Origin of the sequence: Phyllobacterium sp. P30BS-XVII (genome assembly GCF_014138335.1) — a bacterium.
GTDB classification, from domain to species: Bacteria; Pseudomonadota; Alphaproteobacteria; order Rhizobiales; family Rhizobiaceae; genus Phyllobacterium; species Phyllobacterium meliloti.
Genome location: NZ_JACGXO010000004.1, coordinates 70747 through 93645, shown reverse-complemented (window position 1 = coordinate 93645; position 22899 = coordinate 70747). Strand labels below are relative to the sequence as shown.

At 55.1% G+C, this 22899-nt stretch carries 21 protein-coding genes; 15 read left to right on the top strand and 6 right to left on the bottom strand.

Translation table 11 applies throughout. The features are described from left to right. Position 1: 1 nt before the first annotated feature. Together FHW17_RS12720 and FHW17_RS12715 are read right to left on the bottom strand one after the other, a co-directional pair. Positions 2–994: an ABC transporter substrate-binding protein gene (locus FHW17_RS12720; protein WP_112526267.1), complete on the bottom strand. Its 993-nt coding sequence runs from the start codon at positions 992–994 to the stop codon at positions 2–4. A gap of 134 nt (positions 995–1128) precedes the next feature. Next, positions 1129–2115 (bottom strand): aldo/keto reductase, encoded by a 987-nt coding sequence (locus tag FHW17_RS12715; protein ID WP_182510036.1) that lies wholly within the window; start codon positions 2113–2115, stop codon positions 1129–1131. A 193-nt stretch (positions 2116–2308) separates the two neighbouring features. On the opposite strand from FHW17_RS12715, the gene FHW17_RS12710 reads away from it, so the two are divergent. Then, positions 2309–3220 (top strand): GntR family transcriptional regulator, encoded by a 912-nt coding sequence (locus FHW17_RS12710; protein ID WP_112526271.1) that lies wholly within the window; start codon positions 2309–2311, stop codon positions 3218–3220. Here FHW17_RS12710 and FHW17_RS12705 read toward each other — a convergent pair. After that, positions 3217–3810, bottom strand: a complete 594-nt coding sequence (locus tag FHW17_RS12705; RefSeq protein ID WP_246706834.1) for a TetR/AcrR family transcriptional regulator — start codon at positions 3808–3810, stop codon at positions 3217–3219. The genes FHW17_RS12710 and FHW17_RS12705 overlap by 4 nt on opposite strands. Positions 3811–4123: 313 nt before the next feature. Between FHW17_RS12705 and FHW17_RS12700 the strand changes: the two genes are divergently transcribed. The 5 genes from FHW17_RS12700 to cysE all read left to right on the top strand — a co-directional run bounded on the left by FHW17_RS12700 (position 4124) and on the right by cysE (position 10278). Further along, complete coding sequence (locus FHW17_RS12700; RefSeq protein WP_182510034.1) at positions 4124–4600, top strand: (2Fe-2S)-binding protein; 477 nt, start codon at positions 4124–4126, stop codon at positions 4598–4600. Further along, positions 4597–5580 carry a xanthine dehydrogenase family protein subunit M gene (locus FHW17_RS12695; protein ID WP_182510033.1) on the top strand — a complete coding sequence of 328 codons (984 nt, stop codon included), beginning with the start codon at positions 4597–4599 and terminating at the stop codon, positions 5578–5580. The genes FHW17_RS12700 and FHW17_RS12695 overlap by 4 nt, the downstream gene beginning before the upstream one ends. Beyond that, positions 5577–7871, top strand: a complete 2295-nt coding sequence (locus tag FHW17_RS12690) for a xanthine dehydrogenase family protein molybdopterin-binding subunit (protein WP_182510032.1) — start codon at positions 5577–5579, stop codon at positions 7869–7871. The genes FHW17_RS12695 and FHW17_RS12690 overlap by 4 nt, the downstream gene beginning before the upstream one ends. Before the next feature lie 257 nt (positions 7872–8128). Then, positions 8129–9460 (top strand): FAD-binding oxidoreductase, encoded by a 1332-nt coding sequence (locus tag FHW17_RS12685; RefSeq protein ID WP_182510031.1) that lies wholly within the window; start codon positions 8129–8131, stop codon positions 9458–9460. An 8-nt stretch (positions 9461–9468) separates the two neighbouring features. After that, complete coding sequence (gene cysE, locus FHW17_RS12680; RefSeq protein WP_113095887.1) at positions 9469–10278, top strand: serine O-acetyltransferase; 810 nt, start codon at positions 9469–9471, stop codon at positions 10276–10278. 21 nt (positions 10279–10299) lie between these two features. Here cysE and FHW17_RS12675 read toward each other — a convergent pair whose 3' ends face one another. Then, positions 10300–10461 carry a hypothetical protein gene (locus FHW17_RS12675; protein ID WP_162700364.1) on the bottom strand — a complete coding sequence of 54 codons (162 nt, stop codon included), beginning with the start codon at positions 10459–10461 and terminating at the stop codon, positions 10300–10302. 289 nt (positions 10462–10750) lie between these two features. Here FHW17_RS12675 and FHW17_RS12670 point away from each other — a divergent pair, with 289 nt between their 5' ends. The 8 genes from FHW17_RS12670 to FHW17_RS12635 all read left to right on the top strand — a co-directional run bounded on the left by FHW17_RS12670 (position 10751) and on the right by FHW17_RS12635 (position 19544). Then, on the top strand, positions 10751–11725 hold the full coding sequence (locus FHW17_RS12670) for a GAF domain-containing protein (RefSeq protein ID WP_112526285.1): 975 nt from the start codon (positions 10751–10753) through the stop codon (positions 11723–11725). A 195-nt stretch (positions 11726–11920) separates the two neighbouring features. Beyond that, complete coding sequence (gene adh, locus FHW17_RS12665) at positions 11921–13438, top strand: aldehyde dehydrogenase (RefSeq protein WP_182510030.1); 1518 nt, start codon at positions 11921–11923, stop codon at positions 13436–13438. A 65-nt stretch (positions 13439–13503) separates the two neighbouring features. Beyond that, complete coding sequence (locus FHW17_RS12660) at positions 13504–13860, top strand: DUF779 domain-containing protein (protein WP_182510029.1); 357 nt, start codon at positions 13504–13506, stop codon at positions 13858–13860. Between the two features lie 207 nt (positions 13861–14067). After that, complete coding sequence (locus FHW17_RS12655; protein WP_182510028.1) at positions 14068–15072, top strand: LacI family DNA-binding transcriptional regulator; 1005 nt, start codon at positions 14068–14070, stop codon at positions 15070–15072. Between the two features lie 72 nt (positions 15073–15144). After that, positions 15145–16521 (top strand): sugar ABC transporter substrate-binding protein, encoded by a 1377-nt coding sequence (locus tag FHW17_RS12650; RefSeq protein ID WP_182510027.1) that lies wholly within the window; start codon positions 15145–15147, stop codon positions 16519–16521. Between the two features lie 27 nt (positions 16522–16548). After that, positions 16549–17475 carry a sugar ABC transporter permease gene (locus FHW17_RS12645; protein WP_182510026.1) on the top strand — a complete coding sequence of 309 codons (927 nt, stop codon included), beginning with the start codon at positions 16549–16551 and terminating at the stop codon, positions 17473–17475. Continuing rightward, complete coding sequence (locus FHW17_RS12640; RefSeq protein WP_112526296.1) at positions 17468–18319, top strand: carbohydrate ABC transporter permease; 852 nt, start codon at positions 17468–17470, stop codon at positions 18317–18319. Before FHW17_RS12645 ends, FHW17_RS12640 begins: the two co-directional genes overlap by 8 nt. A gap of 28 nt (positions 18320–18347) precedes the next feature. After that, positions 18348–19544, top strand: a complete 1197-nt coding sequence (locus tag FHW17_RS12635; RefSeq protein ID WP_182510025.1) for a glycoside hydrolase family 172 protein — start codon at positions 18348–18350, stop codon at positions 19542–19544. A gap of 25 nt (positions 19545–19569) precedes the next feature. Here the strand turns inward: FHW17_RS12635 and FHW17_RS12630 are convergent, their stop codons facing one another. Next, the gene (locus FHW17_RS12630; RefSeq protein ID WP_113095896.1) at positions 19570–20610 is read right to left on the bottom strand and encodes a LacI family DNA-binding transcriptional regulator; all 1041 of its coding nucleotides are present in this window, start codon (positions 20608–20610) and stop codon (positions 19570–19572) included. Positions 20611–20835: 225 nt separating this feature from the next. Further along, a complete protein-coding gene (gene pepT / locus FHW17_RS12625) occupies positions 20836–22068 on the bottom strand; it encodes a peptidase T (protein WP_113095897.1) in 1233 nt (410 codons plus the stop codon). A 364-nt stretch (positions 22069–22432) separates the two neighbouring features. Here pepT and FHW17_RS12620 point away from each other — a divergent pair, with 364 nt between their 5' ends. Next, complete coding sequence (locus FHW17_RS12620) at positions 22433–22822, top strand: nuclear transport factor 2 family protein (RefSeq protein WP_162700363.1); 390 nt, start codon at positions 22433–22435, stop codon at positions 22820–22822. Positions 22823–22899: the final 77 nt, after the last annotated feature.

Sequence of the window (22899 nt, the reverse complement as noted above, 5' to 3'; positions counted from 1 at the left end):
ATCAGTCCAGCTTGGGGTTGAGCAACTCCTGCGCGCGTTTGTCGTTCATATTGGCCTTGGTGATCAGGTTTGCACCGGTATCGACATTGGCCTCTGTCTTTTCGCCTTTTGAGGCGGCCAAAGCGGTTTTGATGCCATCATAGCCCATGCGGTAGGGGTCCTGAACGATCAACCCGGCCAATGTCCCGTTTGACAGAAATTTGACCAGCTTTTCATCGCTATCGAAGCCGATAACCTTGATCTTGTCCTGCGCCTTGTTTTCGGCAATGGCCTGACCCGCGCCCTGAGCCATGATCAGATTGGATGTGAAGATACCGCGCAGGTTGGGATTGGCGGTGATCAGATCAGTCGTGATGTTAAGCCCTGTCGTGGCTTGGCCATCAGCAACCTTGTCGGCAATCAGCTTGAGACCGGGATATTTGGCTGCCAGCTGTTCTTTAAAACCTTTGGCGCGCTGGTCGAGTGAGCCAACGCCGGGAAGGGCCGTGATGAGAGCCACTTCGCCTTCAGCCTTGCCATATTTTTCTGTGATCGCAGCGGCGAGACCGTCGGCTGCCACACGTCCACCCTGTACATTGTCCGTTGTCAGGAATGAGGTGAAGGCCTTGGAATCCGCAGCGGAATCGATACCAATGATTTTGACGGATTTCGCCGCTTCATCAATGGGCTTGCCGAGAGCTTTAAACTCGGTGGGGGAGATGACGATAGCAGCCGGTTTGCCGGAGACGGCATTTTCAAGAATGGAAATCTGGCCGTTAATATCGGATTCAGCCTGGGCTCCAAGCTCGGGTACTTTAACACCAAGATCCTTGCCCGCCTTGCGCGCACCGGCAAGGACGATCTGCCAATAGAAAGATGTCGTGTCCTTGACGATGATAGGGATGGTTACATCCGCGGCACGAACTGGTGCCACGGACATCATTCCTGCCAGCAGAGCCAGAGCGGCGGTACCAAGAACGGTTCTGCGATTGATGCACTTTCCTGTAGAAATCATGGTTGTGTTCCTCTCGTAGCGCCGGTTTTATTTGCTTATGTCCGGATTGAGAGGGCGCTTTTCAATCCGCTCTTTATCGATAAAAAACATCGATCATGCGAAGCTAATTTAAATGCCTGTTCTTTGCAAGCATCTCAGCGGATCGTGAAGGGCTCACATTCTGCGTAGACGCTTTCAGGGACTTTTGTCGAAAGAAGCTCAATATTTCTGGTCAGACTCGACGGTTTTGCCGTGCCAATCAGCACATTCGCCACCACCGGCTCGCGGAACGGAAACTGAAGTGCCGCTGCCGCCAGCGGAACATTATGGTTCGTTGCAATTGCCTGCATGGAGCGCACGCGATCCAGAATGTCCTGTGATGCGGGCCCATAGTCAAAATTTGCACCGGGAACCGGGCCGGTTGCCAGAATGCCCGAGTTAAAGACGCCGCCAATCACCAGTGATATTTGTTGTTTCCGGCAGATATCCAGCAAGCCGCGTTCGGCAGAACGGTCGAGCAGGGAATAGCGCCCTGCAAGCAGAATGCAGTCAATCGGGTGTCTGGCGGCGACCTCAAGGCAAACTTCAACTTCATTGACGCCGAGGCCATAGGCCGAGATCGCACCTGAAGATTTAAGTTTCTCCAAAGCCTTCAGTCCGCCCCCAAGCAACTGGGCCATGTAGACGGCATTTTTTTCGGCGCCGTGGGTGTAGGCGCCAATATCATGCACGTAGAGTATATCGATCCTGTTCAGGCCCAGCCGCGCAAAGCTGAACTCGAAGGACCGCATGATACCGTCATAGCTATAATCATAGTCGACGGTGAAGGGCAGGGGATTGACGTAGGAGTGATCGGGGACCTGATCTTCCGGAACAGGTCGCAGAATCCGGCCAACCTTCGTTGAAAGAACATAGGTTTCACGCGGTTTATCGCGCAGAAAATCACCTGTTCGCCGTTCTGAAAGGCCGAAACCATAAAAGGGGGCCGTATCGAAATAGCGTAATCCAGCATCCCACGCGGCCTGCAGCGTTTCCATCGCCGCGTCACGCGTGCATTCACGATAGAGCCCGCCAATAGCTGCCCCACCAAAGCCGATCGTTGTCACGGCCAGCGGCGTTTTACCAATCTTCCGGATATCCAACTGTTCCTCCCAGAACAAACCAATGGTGCGAGCACTGAACTAACATGTCAATATCTGCACAATTCGTCTTTTATCGACAAAATACATTTTGCCGTCAACGCCTCTTGCGGATAAAACACAGATCAGATCGAACTATAGGTGGAACTGCAAGTCCCGGTCGGATTGGGTCGGTTCGGGATAATGAAAGAATAGAATGTCGAAGCAGAATACGGTGTTCAAGGAGGGCTACAACAGGTGTCTTCGCCTTCTCAAAGATATTGAGGAGCTTCCATCAGAACCCGAGCTTGGAACACGCCTCAGCATCAGCCGGACCACGGTTCGCGCCATTCTTGGTGCCCTGGAGGAAAATGGCCTGATCGAATGGACAAAGCGCAGCAAGACAGTCCTGCGAAAACCAGTCAAATCGGACTATTTTCCCGATGAGGAAACCGACTCCTTGTCGGAGATTATCGAGCGTAGTTTCATGCAGCGCATTCTGGCTGGCGGGGCCCAGCCCGGAATGCAGATCAATGAGCTTGAGCTTGCCCGCGATATTGGTGTCGGCACGTCAAGCGTGCGCGAGTTTCTGATCCGGTTCAGCCGGTTCGGTTTGATTGAAAAACGTAAGAACAGCCATTGGGTCCTGAAGGGATTTACCCGCTCATTCGCGCTCGAACTCTTTGAAATCCGGGAGATTTTTGAGCTGCGTTCCGCCGTTGCTTTCCTGAACTTGCCCGATGATCATCCTGCCATTCAGGAACTGGATGTTCTGGAGGCTGACCATCTTGCGCTGCTACGCGATATCGATACGCGCTATATGGATTTTTCCGCGCTCGATGAGCGGTTTCATCGCATGATCCATTCCGCTTCGCGCAATCGCTTCGTCATTGATTTCTATGACGTCATCGCGATCGTATTTCACTACCATTATCAATGGAGAAAGGTGAACGAACGGGCTCGCAACGCCAAGGCTCTGGAAGAGCATCTGGCTTATATCGATGCCTTGCGTTCGCGCGATGCGGCAAAAGTTGACATTGCCTGCCGTAATCATCTTCGGTCCGCTCGCGAAACGCTGCTCCAGTCCATGCCTGCCGATGAGGCCGTATCGGACGCCATGGAGTCCTAGCCATTGCGAGGGCTCTCATCGCGTTGGGCTGTGGCCTTGTCACGAGCACCCCACCGCAATCCGTCCATCAGCAGCTTCACCAGGCGGCGCGACCGGTCACGCCAATCGGGAGCATCGGGGATGGAATAGATTGTAAACAGCGCGTGCAGCAGATCAGTGCTGTCAATATCCCGGCGGATAAGATCGTCATTGGCCGCGGCTTCGACAAGATTTCGAAGCGAGATGGCAACCATGCCCGAACTTCCGGCAAACAGTTCGGAATTGCTGGTAACGAGTATGCGCAGACTGTTTGCCATGCCACGTTTTGCAGCGATATATCCGACAAAGCGATGCATCCATTCTTCAAGCGCAGCATCCGGCGGGTGATGCAGCGATAATTCGCCCGCTGCCGCACAAAGGTTCTCAACCTCGCGTTTGTAGACGACCTCCACAAGATGTTCGCGGGTCGGGAAATGCCGGTAAAGCGTGCCAATGCCAACGCCCGCTCGCCGGGCGATATCTTCAAGAGAGCCTTCCACGCCATGTTCGGAGAAAACCACGGCCGCCATTTCGAGCAGTTTTTCCCGGTTGCGACGCGCATCGGCGCGCATACCTTTTACACTCAAAGGCGGTGGCCCGGCATTCTCTGATGGCTTGGCGACCAAATTCTGCTCCACGCTCATGGGGGCTTGACCACGAGCAACAAGTTCTTAAGATAAGCGGAGGCCCCTCCGTTTAAGTGGAGTCCTTTTGCCTTCTTATCGCAGAATGGGTCCCAATGTCATGTCTCTAAACACAGGTAAACTCGATTCGACCCATCTGACAGGTAGGTAAAGCGCACAGCGATGTGAACTTCTCCTGACGCTTGGCGTTTGGGTATCGGGCTGTCGAATGAATCTGCATTCGCAAAGCAGGAGCGATATAATGACCGGAACAATCAACTTGAAGCTGGATATAAATGGCAGGAGTCGAGAGCTTGCCGTTGAACCGCGCGTCACTCTGCTGGATGCGCTGCGCGAGCATCTTGACCTTACCGGAACCAAAAAGGGCTGTGATCAGGGCCAGTGTGGTGCCTGTACTGTTCATGTCGATGGCAAGCGGGTGCTTGCCTGCCTGACCCTTGCGGCACAGGTTGAAGGGCGGGCAATCACAACGATTGAAGGTCTCGCCGAGGGCGATGGTGGCTTGCATCCCGTTCAATCTGCATTTCTTGAGCATGACGCCTTTCAGTGCGGCTACTGCACCCCCGGCCAGATCATGTCGGCGGTTGCCTGTATCCGCGAAGGCCACACGAAATCCGACAATGAAATCCGCGAATATATGTCCGGCAATCTTTGCCGGTGCGGTGCCTACTCGCACATCGTGGCCGCGGTACGCGAAGCAGCGGAGGCAGCATCATGAAGAATTTTTCCTATCTTCGCGCTCATTCTGCCGATGAAGCCCGCAAGGCCGCCGCGCTGGCTGGCAATATGGTGCTCGCGGGCGGCACGACGCTGCTGGATCTGGCAAAATGCGGGATTGCCGAACCTGACACCGTTGTCGATATCACCCATCTCGCTGGTCTTGACGGCATTGAGGTTGATGAGACAGGGGCATCCATCGGGGCGCTTGCCCGCATGAGCGCGGTGGCTGATCACCCTGCCATTCAAAAGGCTTTTCCGGCTGTGGCGGAGTCTCTGGCGCTGGCCGCCTCGGCGCAAATCCGCAATATGGCAACCATTGGTGGTAATCTGTTGCAGCGGACGCGCTGTTCCTATTTCCGCGATGCGGCGGTGTTTCCCGCATGCAACAAGCGTCATCCGGGTTCCGGCTGTTCTGCTCTTGGGGGTGCCACCCGCAATCATGCGGTTCTGGGGACGAGCGATCAGTGCATTGCTGGCTATCCCGGCGATCTGGCCGTTGCGCTGGTGGCTTTCGATGCAATTGTGCATCTGGGCGAAAGACAAGTGGCCGTGGATGATTTCTTCAGGCTTCCGGGAAATACACCGGATCGCGAGCATGCGTTTGAGCGCGGCGAAATCATTACGGCAGTAACCATACCCGCCTCGGTCGCTGCGCGACGCTCGACTTATCTTAAGGTACGCGACCGGCAATCCTACGAGTTCGCCGCTGCCAGTGCAGCGGTAGGGCTTGAATTTGAAGCGGATGGCAAGACTGTCCGTGACATACGCATAGCCCTTGGCGGCGTTGCAACGAAACCTTGGCGAGCCCGCACGGTTGAGGCAGCGTTGATTGGCAAAGTGCTGGGGCCGGAATTGGTTCGCAAGGCCAGTCTGCTTGTCATGGAGGGGGCGATTGATCACGGTGCGAACCACTACAAAATCGATCTTGCTCCGCGTGTTATCACGCGTGCTGTCCTGAAAATGGGAGGTCTGGCATGACTTTCGTAACGCCCAAATCCAAACATGGTGATGCGTCCGATGGCAATCTCGGCGGGCGCCTGTCGCGTATCGATGGACCGGCAAAGATCACCGGCGGCGCCACCTATGCGATCGAACATCAGATTGAAGGGCTGGTTTACGCCGTCACCGTGCAGAGCACGATTGCTGCCGGGACAGTGAAATCGGTTGACAGCAAGGCAGCGGAGGCGTCGCCCGGCGTCCTGTTGGTCTTGACACCAGATAATATCACCCACCTGAAATCAGCGACGACATGGGCCGGCACACCGGGGCCAGACGGCCCGTTTCTGGCACTGCCGAAGACTGTCAGCTTCAATGGTCAGCATGTTGTGGCCGTTGTGGCGGAAACACTGGAGCAAGCCACGGCTGCAGCCGCCCTCATCAAGGTAAGCTATGAGGAAGCGGAACATGTCTATGGTCTTGAGGACCCAAAGGCAGGTGAGGGCGTGCCAATTGATCGTATGACCATGTCCTGGGGGGATGCAGAAAGAGCATTCGCCGAAGCGCCCGTGCGTATTGAACAGGAATACAAAACCCCGCGCGAATACAATGTTGCTATCGAACCGCATGGCATTATTGCGCAATGGGAGGGTGACAGGCTGACCCTCTGGGAGCCGAGCCAGTGGGTGGATGGCATGGCCCGCTCCTATGCGGAATGGTTCGATATACCCTTTGAAAATGTGCGGATGATTTCGCCTTACATTGGTGGAGGTTTCGGTTCGAAAGCACTGTCGCTGCCGCATGGGGCGGTGGCTGCAATTGCTGCGCGCATGCTCGGCAAGCCGGTTAAACTTGCGGTCACGAGGCCGCAGACGTTTACGGCTTATGGCGGCCGTCCGGCCACCCGTCAGACATTGGCGCTTGGCGCGACAAAGGAAGGGAAACTACTTTCCATCGTCCAACACGGTGTCAATGAGACATCGATGCTTGGAATGGCAGTCGAGCCGCTGGGATCAGTCACCGCGATCATGTATGCGGTCCCCAATTTCAGTTCCCGGCAGAACATCATTCCACTGAACACGGTTACTCCGGGGGCCTTGCGGGCACCGGGCGAAAACCCGAGTGCTTTCGGCATTGAATCGGCAATTGACGAGCTTGCCTATGAAATCGGCATTGATCCCCTTGAAATCCGGCTGCTGAACTATGCTGAAGAGGACCCGCATGCAAAAATACCGTGGTCTACACGGCAATTGCGGGAAGCCTTTTCTGAAGGCGCAAAAGCCTTTGGCTGGTCGAAACGCACTCCGGCGCCAAGATCAATGCGGGACGGAAACCAGCTTATCGGCTGGGGTGTTGCGGCTGGCACCTATCCGGTGCGGCGCACACCGGGCGAGGCTCTGGTGCGCATTCTCGCAGATGGTACGGCGGAGGTGGCAAGCAGCAGCATCGATATGGGGCAGGGAACCTATACAATCCTCGCCCAGACAGCAGCCGAAGTTCTGGGTATTCCGGTTGACCAGATCCTTGTGAAACTTGGCGATTCTGCATTGCCACGGGCGCCTGTGGCGGGCGGCTCGCAACTTGCCAACCTCATGACCGGTGCGGTGCATAAGGCAGCGCTTGCCGCGCGAGAGGAATTGATTGGCCTCGCGCTCAATCATCCCAACTCGCCGTTCCTCGATCTCCAGTTGAATACACTCACTATCGCGGATGGTACGATCTCGACACCGCGCGGCGAACGGGCAGATATTTCAATCGCCGATTTCATGCAGCATATCGGTCAGGAAAAGATTGAGACCCTGCGCGATACCCTGCCGGAGGAGAAAAAGAATACCGAAGATCGCTATAATAACTTTACGACCATGATGGCGATGAAGTCACCAACGGAAGGCGGCTACTCGCTTCACAGCTGGTGCGCGCACTTTGTCGAAGTACGGGTTGACGAGGATTTTGGCACGGTCCGGGTCTCGCGCATGGTGTCGGCGCTTGATTCAGGCCGCCTGTACAACCCCAAACTCGCCGAAAGCCAATGGCGAGGCGGTATTATCATGGGTATCGGGCAGGCCCTGCTGGAGGAAGGAATTATTGATCCGCGCAACGCCCGGGTGATCAACAATAATCTGGGCGATTATCTGGTGGCGACGAATTCGGATATTCCCGACCTGCAGGTAATTTCTGTCGGCATTCCGGATCACCATGCCTCGGTGCTCGGGGGCAAAGCCGTTGGTGAATTGCCCATTGTTGGCGTAGCGCCAGCCATTGCCAATGCGGTCTTCCACGCGACAGGAAAACGCATCCGCGATCTGCCGATCACGCTCGACAAACTTCTCTAAACCTCACTCAGCGCTCGATGCTTCGTATCCTTTCGGAGTGTCGGGCGCTGACAGGAAATCTGAGCGCGAGAAGCCTTTATTTTGAGCATGTTTCCACTGAAATAAGCGTTTATTCGCAAAAAGATGCCTCCCTTCACGATGGTTCTGCTCTACCTTCCGGCAGCGGGGATAGAGAGGTACGATTGGAAGTGCCTGCGCACGCCTTGCAATACTGATACAGCTGCGCAATCGTCCATTCGTAAAGAGGTACTCATTCAATGCCCGGCCCCTATGTTGTGCGTGTTCACGGTGATGAAGAAATCCCGGAGAAAGTGGATGTTGTTATTATCGGTGGTGGTATTATCGGGGCGTCGACAGCACTGGAACTGGCAGAACGCGGCCTGAAGGTCGCACTTTGCGAGAAGGGCGGTATCGGTCAGGAACAATCGAGCCGCAATTGGGGCTGGGTGCGCATCTCTCGCCGCGATCCGCGCGAAGTACCGCTTATGGCCGAAGCACTGCGTCTATGGTCAGGTTTTGACAAGCGCCTTGGCCGCGATACGGGTTACAAGCGTGCGGGCATTCTGTTCACATCCCCCGACGATAAATCCTATGAGGACAATGAGCGCTGGCTGCAAAACCTTGAGGATTATCAACTGGAAAGCCGTATGGTCAGCGGCAAGGAACTTGATGATCTGCTGCCGGGCGGCAAGATGAACCTCAAAGGCGCGCTCTACACACCTGTTGATGGCCGGGCTGAGCCGCAAAAGGCAGCGCCAGCAATTGCCGAGGCGGCGCGCGACAAAGGTGCTTCCATTCTTACTGAATGTGCGGTGCGCGGCATCGAGACGTCAGGCGGCAAGATCTCCGGTGTGGTCACAGAGCGCGGAAGGATTGGCTGTGACGCTGTCGTGCTTGCGGGCGGTGCCTGGTCCAACCTGTTTTGCGGTCTTTACGGGATTGATCTGCCACAGCTTAAAGTGTTGAACACTGTTATCCGCACCAAACCGCTGGAGGGCGGTCCTGAATCAGCACTCTGGTCCAAAGATTTTGCCATCCGCAAACGGCAGGATGGCGGTTACACCATTGCGTCAGGTGATGAGAACATTGTCGATATTGTACCGAAATCATTCCGCTACGCGTTCAAATTCCTGCCAGCCCTGAAACTGGAATGGAGTTCGCTGTCTTTTCGCCTTGGCGGGCGCTTTTTCGATGAAGCGCGTATTCCGACAAAGTGGAAAATGGATGAGGCAAGTCCGTTCGAATATAACCGCGTGCTTGATCCCAAGCCGTCGCTCAATCTGTCAGACAGATTTTTCGATAGTCTGAAGGCCGCATTTCCTGTGTTCAACCAAGCCGAGATCGCACAGCGCTGGGCCGGATATATTGATGTTACTCCCGACGCTATTCCTGTTATCTCCGCTGTTGACGCGGTGCCGGGCTTTCATATTGCCACCGGCTTTTCCGGGCATGGCTTCGGAATTGGGCCTGCTGCGGGTCGCTTGATGGCCGACATCGTAACGGGACGCTCGCCTGTCGTTGATCCAAAGGACTTCCGATTTTCGCGTTTCAGTGATGGTTCAAAGATCACGCCACTCACCGGGTTTTAAGGTGCAACATGACCAATGCAGCAGTGACGTCAAAAAGCCGATCCCTGTGGTCGCGTATCCTCTCCGAGGCGGTTGCAACGGGTGAACGTGAGCCGACACTGGCTCCGGTCCTCCAGCGTTCTGTGATACGCTTTGACAGGCTGGAACACGCCTTGTGTTTTCAGTTGGCAGAGGTCTTGGCCGGCCAATTGGTGACGAGCGAAAGATTATTCGATCTTTTCAGTGATCTGCTGCAACAGGACCCTACGGTGCTCGCCGGTGCTGAGAGAGATATCAATGCGGTTCTGGAGCGGGACCCAGCGACCAAAAGCGCCCTGCATGTATTGCTCTATCTGAAGGGTTTTCACGCCATCCAGATCCATCGGTTTGCTCATCTCCTATGGGGAACAGGCCGTGAGGACCTTGCCGCCTATTTGCAATCGAGATCATCGCGCATTCTGCAGGTCGATATTCACCCGGCTGTACGGCTGGGAAAGGGCGTCTTTTTTGATCATGCCACCGGTATTGTCATTGGGGAAACGGCTGTCATCGAAGACAATGTTTCCATTCTGCAGGGCGTCACATTGGGCGGCACGGGAAAAGATACCGGCGACCGGCACCCCAAGGTACGACATGGTGTTCTCATTGGTGCCAATGCCACGGTGCTTGGAAATATCGAGATCGGCGTCAATTCAAAGATTGGTGCCGGATCGGTTGTACTCAAATCCGTTGAGAACAGGAAAACAGTAGCGGGCGTTCCCGCCAAGGTCATTGGCGGCGTACAGGAAAGAGAGCCTGCCCGTTCAATGAACCAAATTCTCTATGATGTCGGGCTTTGAGACCGGAAAAGCCAAGCGAAGCTATTTGATATCGGAATGCCCTGCCGGATTGTCGTTGGCTGTGCCGCGATTATCGGGTTCTTTCAACCGCGCCATCGAGAACTTCAGAACGTTTTGTATGACATCGAGTTCATGGCGCCCGGTGGATGTAGCACCCCGCGCATTTTCAGTGAGCTTCAGCATCTTTCTGAACAGCTCGCGAATTTCCAATTCGGACAAAGTCGCCGTCGATTGAATGTCTTTTATATGCATCATCCTGCCGTAACAGTCGTCAAACACTTCATCGCCATTGAAATACTTTTAGATGTGCCTGTCTGGATATGAGATTCCCTAACTTGCTCAAGAACTGGAAATTTTATCTTTCGGGAGCGATTAGACCAGATGACAGCGGCATCGATTGCCTTGACCAGAACGTCAAGTAGCTTAACGTAAGGGAACGCATGAAGGGCGCCTGGACTTTGGGAGGAGACCAATGGCTACGCGACATGATGGACAGCATGCCGAACAAATTCAGGCCGCGCTTACCGGAAGTGCCGCTGCGCAATCCGCGCTCGTGGCATCCTGGGGGCGTTCCATGCGCCTTTATGGCTTGAATCCGGAAGAAGGCGCACCACCTGATTTTCTCGGTGAACGTGAGCTTGCTGATGCCCGCGAGCGCTTGGGGTCGTTGATCACGACTGCGCAAGCAACGCTGGACCGGCTTTATTCCGCCGTTGGCGGTGCCGGGTGCTGCGTGCTTCTGGCGGATAAGGATGGCGTGCCGGTTGATCGCCGCGGCAGCGTGTCTGACGATGACACCTTCTGCAAGATCGGCCTTTGGACTGGCGCTGTCTGGAGTGAAGAGCGTGAGGGCACGAACGGCATCGGTACTGCGCTTGCCGAGCAACGCGCCCTGACGATCCATAGGGATCAGCATTTCCGCAGCCGCAATACGGCGCTATCCTGCACCGTTGCTCCCATATTTGACCATTGCGGACGCCTGATGGCAGCAATCGATGTTTCGTCGGCCCGCCGGGATCTCACCGAAGACTTTGTCAAACTGATTGCTGTTGCTGTTGTCGATGCAGCGCGCCGCGTGGAGGCAGAGAATTTCAGTCTGGCTTTCCCAAAGGCACGGATCATGCTGGCAAAGCTTGGGCCGGATGTGAGCTATGAACGCAGCGCAAGCGCGCTGATTGCCGTGGATGAGGATGATCTCGTTATTGGCGCGTCCCGGACTGTCCGGCATTATCTTGGCCTCACGGATGAAACCTTGAGCAAGCCGCTGCCTGCCGCCAATCTTCTCGGGCAGAACATGGGAATAGATCAGGGATTTGCCGCAGCCGAGCGCAGTGTCATCCAGCGCGCCCTTGCCAATGCGGGCGGCAATATATCGACCGCCGCCACCATGATGGGAATGGGCCGTGCCACGCTGCACCGCAAGCTGAAAAAGCTCGGGATTAACTGAAGCCCAAGCTGCCTGCGGAATCCAATCCGGCATTGTCTCAAAAGTGAGACAACGGGCTAAGCCCGATCATTGGCGCAGGGTGACACATATCTATCCGCGCGCGATCCTTCCTCAGCCGCAGGAGGCGGCATCAATCAGTGCGCATAGACGTGCGGAGCTTTTGCTTTGCAAGCCTCTACGCCAGGGAGGAACACAATGAACAAGGTAGAATTCAACCGTACAGTTCGCCCCAATTTCAAGAAGCGCTACGGCAATTTCATCGGCGGCAAGTTTGTCGAACCAAAGTCCGGGCGTTATTTTGACAATACCTCACCAATTAACGGTCAGGTCCTGTGCGAAATCGCGAGGTCCGATGCGAGCGATGTTGAGGTCGCACTTGATGCCGCCCATGCGGCCAAGGATGCCTGGGGCCGCACAAGCGTTGCCGAGCGCAGTGTCATCCTGAACAAGATCGCGCAGGTGATGGAAGACAATCTCGCTTTGCTGGCACAGGCCGAGACATGGGACAATGGCAAGCCAATCCGCGAGACAACCGCCGCCGACCTGCCTTTGGCCATTGATCATCTGCGTTATTTTGCCGGAGTTGTCAGGGCGCAGGAAGGCGGGATTTCCGAAATCGACCACGACACGGTGGCCTATCACTTCCATGAACCGCTGGGCGTTGTTGGCCAGATTATTCCGTGGAATTTTCCACTGCTGATGGCAATCTGGAAGCTTGCCCCGGCACTCGCCGCCGGAAACTGCGTCGTGTTGAAACCGGCGGAACAGACGCCAGCTTCAATTCTGGTACTGGCCGAGCTTATCGGCGATCTTCTGCCGCCGGGTGTTCTGAACATTGTCAACGGATTTGGCTTTGAAGCGGGTAAGCCACTGGCATCCAGCCCGCGTATCGCCAAGATTGCTTTTACCGGCGAGACCACAACCGGCCGTCTGATCATGCAATATGCCAGCCAGAATCTTATTCCGGTGACGTTGGAACTGGGCGGCAAATCCCCCAACATCTTCTTCAAGGATGTGACATCAGAAGATGATGATTTCTTTGACAAGGCGATTGAGGGTTTTGTCATGTTCGCGCTCAATCAGGGTGAGGTATGCACGTGCCCGAGCCGCGCTCTGATCCATGAATCCATCTATGACGAGTTTATGGAGCGTGCGCTCAAGCGCGTTGAGGCGATCGTTCAGGGCGATCCGCTTGATCCTGCCACAATGGTCGGCGCGCAGGCTTCCAGTGAGCAGCTGGAGAAGATCCTTTCCTATATCGATATCGGTAAGCAGGAAGGCGCCGAGATTTTGACTGGCGGTGAACGCAATATGCTGGCGGGGGATCTCGCCGGTGGCTTCTATGTAAAACCGACCGTGTTCAAGGGCCACAATCGTATGCGGGTCTTTCAGGAAGAGATTTTCGGGCCCGTCGTTTCAGTCACCACCTTCAAGGACAATGATGAAGCGCTGTCGATTGCCAATGACACGCTTTATGGCCTTGGCGCGGGTATTTGGAGCAGGGATGCCAATACCTGTTATCGCTTTGGCCGGGCCATTCAGGCCGGTCGTGTCTGGACAAATTGCTATCATGCCTATCCGGCGCATGCGGCGTTTGGCGGGTACAAGCAGTCGGGCATCGGGCGGGAAAACCATCTGAAGATGCTGGATCACTATCAACAGACCAAAAACATGCTGGTGAGCTACAGCCCGAAGAAGCTCGGCTTCTTCTGAGCATTGTAGAGTTATAAAGCTGGTGGCGCTCGCGTGGCGCCGCCGGCTCCATCTTGGAGGGCATCATGAAAAATCAGGTCAGCGCCACAAATGCTGCTCTCGATCTCATAAAGACACTGCAGGCTGAGTACGGACCGATCATGTTTCATCAGTCCGGTGGCTGCTGTGACGGCTCTTCACCCATGTGTTACGCGCAGGGCGATTTTATTGTTGGTGATAATGATGTCTGCCTCGGTGAGATTGGCGGCGCACCTGTTTATATCAGTGCATCGCAATATGATGTCTGGAAGCATACCGAACTGATTATCGATGTCGTCCCCGGCAGGGGCGGTATGTTCTCGCTGGATAATGGCCGGGAAGTGCGGTTTTTGACGCGCTCGAAAATCTGCGTTGTTGATACGACTATCTCAGCAGCAAAATAGCAATCGCTTCGATTGCTGAAAATCCAACGAAACGAAATGCGGTATGGCGTCTGGGAAACCGTCGCGCCAACGCGCATAAAATCATGAAACGTTTCATCGTTGCCTTTCCTTGAAGAAGAATGATGTGATTTATCACGCGATGAGTTTATCGGGATTTATTTTGCAAATCGATTTGCAAATGCATTCAAAGCGCGATATTTTGCAGTTATGAGCACAATAGCGGAAGTTGCAGAACGCGCAGGTGTATCAAAGACAACGGTCTCGCATGTCATCAACCATGCGGATCGCGTGTCGAAATCGCTGCGGGAACGCGTTCACCGCGCAATCGATGAATTGGGTTACGCTCCCAATCCGCAGGCCCGCAGCTTGAGGACTGGACGCACCAACATCATCGCGATGCTCATTCCTGACATACGCAATCCGTTCTATCCGGAGCTGGTAAAAACCGCGCAATCGGAGCTTGAGGCAATCGGCTTTGACATGCTGATTTTCAACACGGATGTTCCCGGCGGGCGGTCGCAGGACCATGGCCGGGAATATCTCAGCCAGATCAGCAACAAACGCGTCGACGGACTTATCGTCGGTGATTTCGCTTTGCATGGCATGCACGATGCGCTGCTGAAGATCGATATTCCATCCGTCTTCATTGGGCATCTTCCAAATCAGGCAGTCGACAGCGTCAAAATCGACGACCACGGGGGTGGTTATCAAATGGGGGAATATCTTGCGAAAAAAGGCCATCGCCGTATTGCTCATGTTACCGGTCCGTCCTTTTTCAAGGAAGCAATGCAACGGGCAGAAGGATTCGAGCAAGGCTTGCACGATTATGGAGTTCCCCTCATCGAAGGGATGCGTTACGAGGGTACGTATCTCACACCCTCCGGCAAAGACGCTGCCCAGTGGCTACTGGCCCGTCATGCGGCAAACCTTCCTTCGGCTGTTTTTTTCGGCAACTACCTGATGGCGGCGGGCGCGCTGGCAGAGTTCTATGATCGCGGCATTCGCGTGCCTGAAGATATTGCGGTTGCCGTGTTCGGCGACCAGCCTCAGCTTGAATATATCAGGCCCAAACTGACCCGAGTGGGCAATAGTCCGGCGGTTCTTGCGCGCCGCGCTACCGAAATGCTGATCGATCGTCTCAATGGAACCTATGACGCAGAACCGCGCACGGAGGTGGTGCCCTGTATCCTGCATCCTTTTGATACGGCCTGATCTGACAAAGCACGGGCGATCACCGGTGGAGGAGCATCGGCGTTACGTCTGACAAGGAAGAGGGAGGAAATCATGAGCAATAAATTCAAGGGACACGATAAGCGGTTACGGACTGATCTTTCGCGCCGCAAGATACTAACCAATGCCTCGGCGTTTGCCGCTGCCGGGCTGATCGGTGGTGTCACGGGTTTCCCGTTTATCAACACAATGGCTGTCCGGGCGCAGGACGCCCCGCTCAAGTTCTGGCAGTTCTATGCGCCCGGTGGTCAGGTTCCATCCCAGATTGCCTGGTTCGAGAAGACAGTGGCCGACTGGAACGCCAGCCATCCACAGAAGGTTGAACTCGAATTTGTGCCCAATTCTGAATATATCAACGGCACCAAACTGGCGACGTCGTTTGCCTCGGGTGATGGACCCGATATTTTTCTGATCTCGCCGGGTGATTTCCTGCGCTATTACAATGGCGGTGTGCTGCAGGATTTGACGCCGCATATCGATGCTGCGGCTCAGGCAGACTTCCCGGATAGTGTTCTTGCGAGCCGAAAGGTCGATGGTAAGATCTACGGTATCCCGATGGAAGTCGAGCCGATGGCTATGTACTATTCCGTCAGCGCTTTTGAAAAAGCCGGGCTCAATGAAAATGATGTTCCCAAGACATGGGACGAACTGCTTGAGCTTGGCAAAAAACTGACGACGCCGGAACGGTTTGGTGTCCTGTTTGAGACCAACCCCGGCTACTACCAGAACTTCACCTGGTATCCCTTCCTGTGGCAGGGTGGCGGTGCCTTTCAGGGCGCTGACGGCAAGAGTGCCTTTGACTCTCCGGCGACTGTTCAGGCGCTGAAATTCTGGCAGGACGCAATCAATCTTGGCGTGGCTCCAAGGCAGGTGCTGGGCTACGGCGCCAATGACGTTGTTGCCAATCTCGGCTCCGGCTATGCGGCGATGCAGAATGTCGGTATCTGGGCTATTTCTGCCATGCAGAACAATGCCAAGGATGTTCCCTACGGCATTTTCCGATTGCCGACGCCTGCCAATGGGAAATACGTGACCGTTGGTGGTGGCTGGGCGTTTGTTGCCAATGCCAAGGGCAAGAACCCTGATGCTGCCGCTGCGTTTTGCGCTTGGGCTCTGGCGTCCATGGATCAGGGGTCGGTCGACCGGGTGGTCAATTGGTGTACGGTCGGAAAATCCGACATGCCGCCACGCAACAGCGCGCTCAAATCAGGGGGCGAGGTCTACAGCAAAGGCGGCATGGGCGTCTTTGCCAAAGACATCCATCCCGGCACCAGAGCAGAGCCGCGACTTCCGCCTGAAGTTTACAAGATCATCTCGGATGTCATTCAGCAGACCCAGTTGAACGGTGCCGATCCGCAGGCCACCGCAACGGCGGCGTCGCAGCAGATTGATGCGTTTCTTGCTTCCTATAAGGGCGCGCCGATCCTTTGATGTGCGGACAGGAGGGGAGCTGTATCGATGAATGACCGGACTCCCATCAGCAGCAGGCGTCACGGTCTGTCGGCAAAGCATCGTGAGTGGATCGCGGGCTATCTGTTCGTCTTGCCGGATGCGCTGGGTCTTCTCATCTTTCTTGGCTTGCCAATGGTCCTGTCATTTGTCATCGGCTTCTTTGAAGTCGATGGCTTTGGTGCATACACGTTCACAGGGTTCGGAAACTACGCCCGTATGATCAGGGACCCGTTTTTCTGGTCGGCAGCGAAAGCCACGGCACTTTATGCACTTATGCTGGTGCCCTCGCTCTATGTCTGCGGGTTGGGTCTGGCTCTGCTGATCCAGAAACCCGGACGTTTCAATGCCGTTATCCGCGCGATGTTCTTTGCCCCGCATATGGTCAGTCTGGTTGTCGTGGCGCTTGTCTGGCAATTCATGGTTGTCGACAAGATTGGTGTCATCAGTCGGTTGCTGCCTAAATTCGGATTGCCTGCCATCTCGTTTCTTGGTGATCCCAGTTTTGCCCTTGTCGCTGTGGTGGTCGTCAGCGTCTGGTTCCTGATGGGTTTTTACATGCTCATTTTTCTGGGCGGATTGCAGGACATCCCGGCGGAGTTTTATGAGGCGGCGGAAATAGACGGCGCAGGGCAGGTTGCCCGGTTCTGGTACATAACGCTGCCGCTGCTCAAGCCAACAAGCTTCTTCGTTCTGCTGGTCTCAATGGTGGCAGCCGTTGCGGGCGCGCAGGCCTTTGACATCATCTATGTGATGACGCGGGGCGGCCCGGCCAATTCCACCTCTGTGCTGATCGTCTATATCTATCAGCAGGCATTCAGCCTCGGTGCCTTTGGTTATGCCGCAGCCATGGCCTCAACGCTGATCCTGTTGTTGATGCTGTTTACGCTGCTGCTCTTCCTGTTCACGCGCGGAGGGCGATTTGAGCATGAATAGTTCGCATCAAGGTTCAGCCTATTTCGCCCGCTCCCAGATCACCCTTGTACGGATTATCTGGATGGCCGTCGCGGCGGTTCTGGCGCTCATGACGATCTTTCCGCTGTTATGGATGGTGTCGATTGCCTTCAAACCTACCGCAGAAACGTTCTCACCCAATCTCATTCCCGGCGCGCCAACCTTCGACAATTTTATCTATGTGCTGACCGGCGTGCCATTTCTGCGCTTCATGTTCAACAGTCTCTTCGTCTCTGCGGCTGTTACCATTATCGCGCTGTTCTTCCACTCCATGGCCGGGTATGCACTGGCGCGGCTGCGGTTTCCGGGACGGGAACTGATTTTTCTTACGATTTTCTCGACGTTTCTGGTGTCGCTACCCGTCATTATTGTTCCGTTGTTCATCATCGTAAAATGGCTCGGTATGCTCAATTCCTATGCGGGGCTCATCATCCCTGCTATTTTCAATGCCTTCGGTATTTTCCTTTTGCGCCAGTATTATCTCTCGATCCCTCGCGAGATGGAGGAGGCAGCGCTGATGGACGGCGCCAGCTATTGGCGTATTTATTGGAATATCATCCTGCCGCTCAGCCGTCCGATCCTGTCAGCTCTGGCAATCCTGTTCTTTCTTGCCAACTGGAACTCATTTCTCTGGCCGCTGACCATCACCTCTGACAGCAAGCTCTGGATGGTACAGGTCGGCATCGCCAACTTCAAAAGCCAGTACGCGGCGGCATGGAACTACATGATGGCCGCGTCGACGATCGTCGCCATTCCGACGCTTGCCCTGTTCGTGATTTTCCAGCGGCAAATTATCAATTCCATCAAGACCAGTGGCCTGAAATGACCGCGCACCATTCCACAGGAGAACCAGCATGACCGATGCCGCACTTTCACCGCTTCGCGGTCTGGCAAAACTGCGCAAGGCCAAAACCCGCCGGTTCTCGAGTTTTGACCGCACGGGAGGGAATGATGATCGTCTGCATATTGAGCCCGGCGAGACAGTGGTCATTGCCGAACATGCCGGGGCCGGTATTATCACACACATCTGGTCAACCCTTGCCTGCGAAAGCGAGAGCTTCCTGCGCAAAATCGTCCTGCGTGCCTGGTGGGATGGTGAAGCGGAGCCAAGCATTGAAACCCCCATCGGAGATTTTTTCGGGATGGGCCATGCGCAAACCCGCAATTATGCGAGCTTGCCGATGCAGGCCAGTCCGGAGGATGGCAAGGCTTTCAATTGCTATTTTCCCATGCCGTTTGCCTCACACATGAAGTTCACGATCACCAACGAGGCGGAACACGATCTCCTGTTTTATTACTATGTCGATCTTGAGCTGCACGAGACGCTTGACGAGGATATGGGACGTTTCCATGCCCAGTACCGGCAGGACCGGCCGCACGCGCCAAGCGAGGAAGGAAGGACGAACGAGCAGGTTTTGTTCGGCAGCGAGAATGTCGATGGCAAGGAGAACTACACCATCCTGAATGCAACAGGGCATGGTCACTATGTCGGTGTTCTCTTCAGCGTTTATTCGCGCAGGCGGTCCGCCGTCTGGGACTGGTACGGCGAGGGCGATGATATGATCTTCATCGATGGTGAAGCCGGAATCTCGGTCCCCGATACGATCCGCAAACCCGATCCGCGTATTGGTCCCAAAGCGAAGCTGATTGCAGATCGCGCTGAATCTGTGCCGGGTGCGAATGACGCCTGGCCGCCGACCCTGCATGGCACGGGGACCGAGGACTATTTCAACACGGCATGGTGCCCGACCCAGACCTATAGCGGTCCCTATCATGGCATCATTGCTGCGGGTGGACCCAACTGGACAGAGCCGGTTACGCTCTATCGCTGGCATATTGAAGACCCGGTTATCTTCCACAAAAGCATCCGCGTTACGATTGAACATGGCCATGCCAATGGCCGTTCGGATGACATCTCTTCGGTGGCTTTCTGGTATCAATCGGAACCGCACCAAAGCTTTGACAGGCTACCGGGAGTTGCCGAGCGCGTGCCAACATTCCGGGCGCCATACCGCAATTGGTCTGCCGTGGTGAACAAGACAAGAAGCTGATCACGCGGCACGTACTGGCATTCGGCTATTCTTCTGCTTGAACACCCGCATCATTGGCGGCCAGCCGTTGCGCCCGGCGGTGGCTGGCACGGGGCAGAAATTCCACCGGATGGATTTCCTGCAGGGCTTCCGGGGCTTCTCCGTCAATGGCCCGTAGCAACAGCGAGGCTATGCGAACGCCAATATCGTCGCCCGTCACACGCATGGTTGAGAGGGGCGGATCGGTAAACGCACTCATTGGCAAATCATCATGGCCGATAATGCTGACCGCATTTCCGCAGGCGACTTCGCGCAAGGCACGTAAGGTGCCTACGGCCATTTCATCGGTAGCACAAAGAATGGCTGTCGGTTTGATTGAAGCGCTCATCAGGGCTTTTGCGGCGGCATAACCGCCTTGCTCGGTTGGATCGCCCTCTGCCAGAAGCGCCGATGACAATCCGGTTTGGCCAAGAGCAGCTTCCCAACCCATGCGGCGATGGTGGGCAAACGAAAATGCCTGTGGCCCCGCAATATGCCCGATATGGGTATGACCATCGGCGATGAACCGCAGCGTCGCATCGCGGAAGCCAGCAAAGCCGTCGCCGTCGAGGAAAGCGTGGGGTTTGGCAGATTCTGTCCGGCCCAGCGTAACAAACGGGATACCGCGCGACTGAAGCAATTCCACCCGTTCGTCATTGCGTTTGGTGCGCACCAGCAGCATGGCGTCGACACGCTGGCCATCGACAAAGCGCTGGCACATTTCCAGCTCGCTTTGGCCGCGCGGGACGGGAGCAATGACAAGGTTAAGGCCGGATAGCGCCAGATGTTCCGCACATGCCGAAAGGATGTCGAGAAAATGCGGTGGTCCGATATGACCGGGAGCCGTTGGGAGCGTAACGGCGACAAGTTCGGCACGTTGACGGCGCAAACGGCGGGCGGCTACGTTGGGCTGGTATCCAGACTTGGCAGCGGCTTCCAGAACCCGCGCCTTCGTTTTTGCCGATACGTCCGAATAGCCGTCCAGAGCCCGTGAAACCGTGGTAATGGATAAACCAAGCGATTGCGCCAGTTGTTTAAGATTGGACATGCCCCCTCCCGGAAACGCTCATTTTATAGTTTTCCGAAACGTTTTGGAAGTCAACTACCAAAGCTATGCTAGCAATTTCAGGGGAACGGATGGGAAACATGGAAGGCGAGAGGTGGCGCGGCCGGGACTTGGGCCGGGGATAAAGTGAATAGCCCCAACGGATCATAAGCCGCAGGTCTTCCGCAATCGCTCAATAACTTGCGGAAAACCTGCGAAAAAGGATAATCAGGCGCGCTCTTCCCAGATTTTCGCCAACTCGACGAGCGTCTTGACGGCTCTTTCCATATCCTGCCTGCTGACCCATTCGAGTGGTGAGTGAAAGGCGTGGCCGCCCGCAAAGATGTTCGGGCAAGGCAAACCCATAAAGGACAGCCGGGAGCCATCTGTGCCGCCCCGGATACTGCCGCGCACCGGTTCCATTCCTGCACGGCGTACCGCTTCAAGTGCGTTCTCGACTATCTCCGGATGCTGGTCGAGAATGACTTTCATATTGCGATATTGCTGCGTGACCTTGAAGGTGTAGGAAGAGCCGGGATATTCAGCAATGACCTCTTTCACCACCGTCTCAATCAGGGCTTCCTTGGCGGCAAGCCCATCATCATTAAAATCCCTGATGATGAAACTGAGAGCGGCCTTTTCCATCGAACCGGTCACACCTGTCGGGTGAATAAAACCGTCTCTGCCGGATGTCGCCTCTGGTGCAATATCCTTCGGCAAGCGATTGATGATCGCACCGGCAATCTTGATCGCGTTCTCCATTTTACCCTTGGCAAAGCCGGGATGGATGGCAACACCCTGAATGGTAACATCTACACCGTCGGCAGAGAATGTCTCGTCTTCGATATGCCCGGCGGTTTCACCATCGACGGTGTAGGCGAACTGTGCGCCAAGCTTTTTAAGGTCGACTTTATCCGCACCACGCCCGACTTCTTCATCGGGGGTGAAGAGGAGCTTGATGGTCCCGTGTTTGATATCAGGATTATCAATCAGGAATTGGGCCATGCTCATGATCTCGGCAAGTCCTGCCTTATCATCGGCACCAAGCAGCGTTGTCCCATCGGTTGTAATAATGTCATTGCCGATCTGGTCATGCAGCACCGGATTGTTGGCGACACGAATAACCTGTTGCGGATCGCCTGAAAGCTGGATGTCGCCGCCAGCGTAATTGCGCAGGATTTGCGGTTTGACATTTGTACCGGTGAAATCAGGCGCGGTGTCCATATGCGAGCAGAAGCAAATGACCGGCACCGGTTTGTCAACGTTCGAGGGAACCGTCGCGTAGACGTAGCCGTGCTCGTCGAGATGCGCATCGGACAAGCCGATTGCCAGCAGTTCTTCGACCAGAAGCCGTCCCAGATTCTTCTGTTTCTCGGTGGTGGGCTGCGCGGATGACTTGGGGTCCGATTGAGTATCGATAACCACATAGCGGAGGAAGCGATCGAGGACAGTGTCAGTCATAGGCAGATCCAATCTTTGCACGAGAATGATGCGCTGATGTAGCCTCTATCGCCGTCGCCGTGAATAGATTTTCATTTGTTGGCGTGTTTTCCACCGGGCAATACATAGCCGAATTGCGCGCGGTATCTCCCGGCTCTGCACGGAATGTCGCAACGGAGTTTATTCCAGAGAGTTTTTATGGTTAATGCCTTGTTCAGGTATGGCAGGTTAGCTTTTATGCGCTGGCCTCTGCCGAGGCCCGGTAAAAGTCCGGTCCACTTTGGTATTGAGTATCGGGTGAACAGGATTATAGATTTTGCTTTTACGGTTCAGTCCATAGCCTCCATGGCACGGGCCGATGCGGTATATGGGAGGGGATAACACGATGACCATCGCATCCGACACTATTGATGAAGCTGTTATTGAACAATGCGAAGAGCGTCTGCGGCTTGCCATGTTGGCTGGCGATGTCGAGGCGTTGGACACGCTGCTGGCTGACGATCTGATTTTCATTGATCATCAGGGTCGCCGTGCCAGTAAGGCAGACGATCTTCAAGTCTACCGCAGTGGTGTTCTGGAACTCGTGCAGATCGAGATTCTTGATCGTATCATCAAGCCGCTCGACAATGCAGCGCTGGTTTCATTGAGAGCGCGGGTCGCCGGAGCCTATTACGGTGAAAAGTTCTCGGAAAAATTGGCCTATACGCGCGTCTGGAGCCGTACATCAGGCGCTTGGACCATCATTGCAGCCCATTGCTCCCGTATAACGATGTAACAGGCCAGACGGATTGCCGTTGTGGCTCTTCAAAAAATAAGCCCACGATTTAAGTATCGTGGGCTAATTCGTCTCAT

Bases quoted from the DNA above. Each gene is read 5' to 3' on its own strand.
- FHW17_RS12720 (WP_112526267.1), bottom strand. From the start codon at position 994: ATGATTTCTACAGGAAAGTGCATCAATCGCAGAACCGTTCTTGGTACC.
- FHW17_RS12710 (WP_112526271.1), top strand. From the start codon at position 2,309: ATGTCGAAGCAGAATACGGTGTTCAAGGAGGGCTACAACAGGTGTCTT.
- FHW17_RS12705 (WP_246706834.1), bottom strand. From the start codon at position 3,810: ATGCGCGCCGATGCGCGTCGCAACCGGGAAAAACTGCTCGAAATGGCG.
- FHW17_RS12700 (WP_182510034.1), top strand. From the start codon at position 4,124: ATGACCGGAACAATCAACTTGAAGCTGGATATAAATGGCAGGAGTCGA.
- FHW17_RS12695 (WP_182510033.1), top strand. From the start codon at position 4,597: ATGAAGAATTTTTCCTATCTTCGCGCTCATTCTGCCGATGAAGCCCGC.
- FHW17_RS12690 (WP_182510032.1), top strand. From the start codon at position 5,577: ATGACTTTCGTAACGCCCAAATCCAAACATGGTGATGCGTCCGATGGC.
- FHW17_RS12685 (WP_182510031.1), top strand. From the start codon at position 8,129: ATGCCCGGCCCCTATGTTGTGCGTGTTCACGGTGATGAAGAAATCCCG.
- cysE (WP_113095887.1), top strand. From the start codon at position 9,469: ATGACCAATGCAGCAGTGACGTCAAAAAGCCGATCCCTGTGGTCGCGT.
- FHW17_RS12675 (WP_162700364.1), bottom strand. From the start codon at position 10,461: ATGCTGAAGCTCACTGAAAATGCGCGGGGTGCTACATCCACCGGGCGC.
- FHW17_RS12670 (WP_112526285.1), top strand. From the start codon at position 10,751: ATGGCTACGCGACATGATGGACAGCATGCCGAACAAATTCAGGCCGCG.
- adh (WP_182510030.1), top strand. From the start codon at position 11,921: ATGAACAAGGTAGAATTCAACCGTACAGTTCGCCCCAATTTCAAGAAG.
- FHW17_RS12660 (WP_182510029.1), top strand. From the start codon at position 13,504: ATGAAAAATCAGGTCAGCGCCACAAATGCTGCTCTCGATCTCATAAAG.
- FHW17_RS12655 (WP_182510028.1), top strand. From the start codon at position 14,068: ATGAGCACAATAGCGGAAGTTGCAGAACGCGCAGGTGTATCAAAGACA.
- FHW17_RS12650 (WP_182510027.1), top strand. From the start codon at position 15,145: ATGAGCAATAAATTCAAGGGACACGATAAGCGGTTACGGACTGATCTT.
- FHW17_RS12645 (WP_182510026.1), top strand. From the start codon at position 16,549: ATGAATGACCGGACTCCCATCAGCAGCAGGCGTCACGGTCTGTCGGCA.
- FHW17_RS12640 (WP_112526296.1), top strand. From the start codon at position 17,468: ATGAATAGTTCGCATCAAGGTTCAGCCTATTTCGCCCGCTCCCAGATC.
- FHW17_RS12635 (WP_182510025.1), top strand. From the start codon at position 18,348: ATGACCGATGCCGCACTTTCACCGCTTCGCGGTCTGGCAAAACTGCGC.
- FHW17_RS12630 (WP_113095896.1), bottom strand. From the start codon at position 20,610: ATGTCCAATCTTAAACAACTGGCGCAATCGCTTGGTTTATCCATTACC.
- pepT (WP_113095897.1), bottom strand. From the start codon at position 22,068: ATGACTGACACTGTCCTCGATCGCTTCCTCCGCTATGTGGTTATCGAT.
- FHW17_RS12620 (WP_162700363.1), top strand. From the start codon at position 22,433: ATGACCATCGCATCCGACACTATTGATGAAGCTGTTATTGAACAATGC.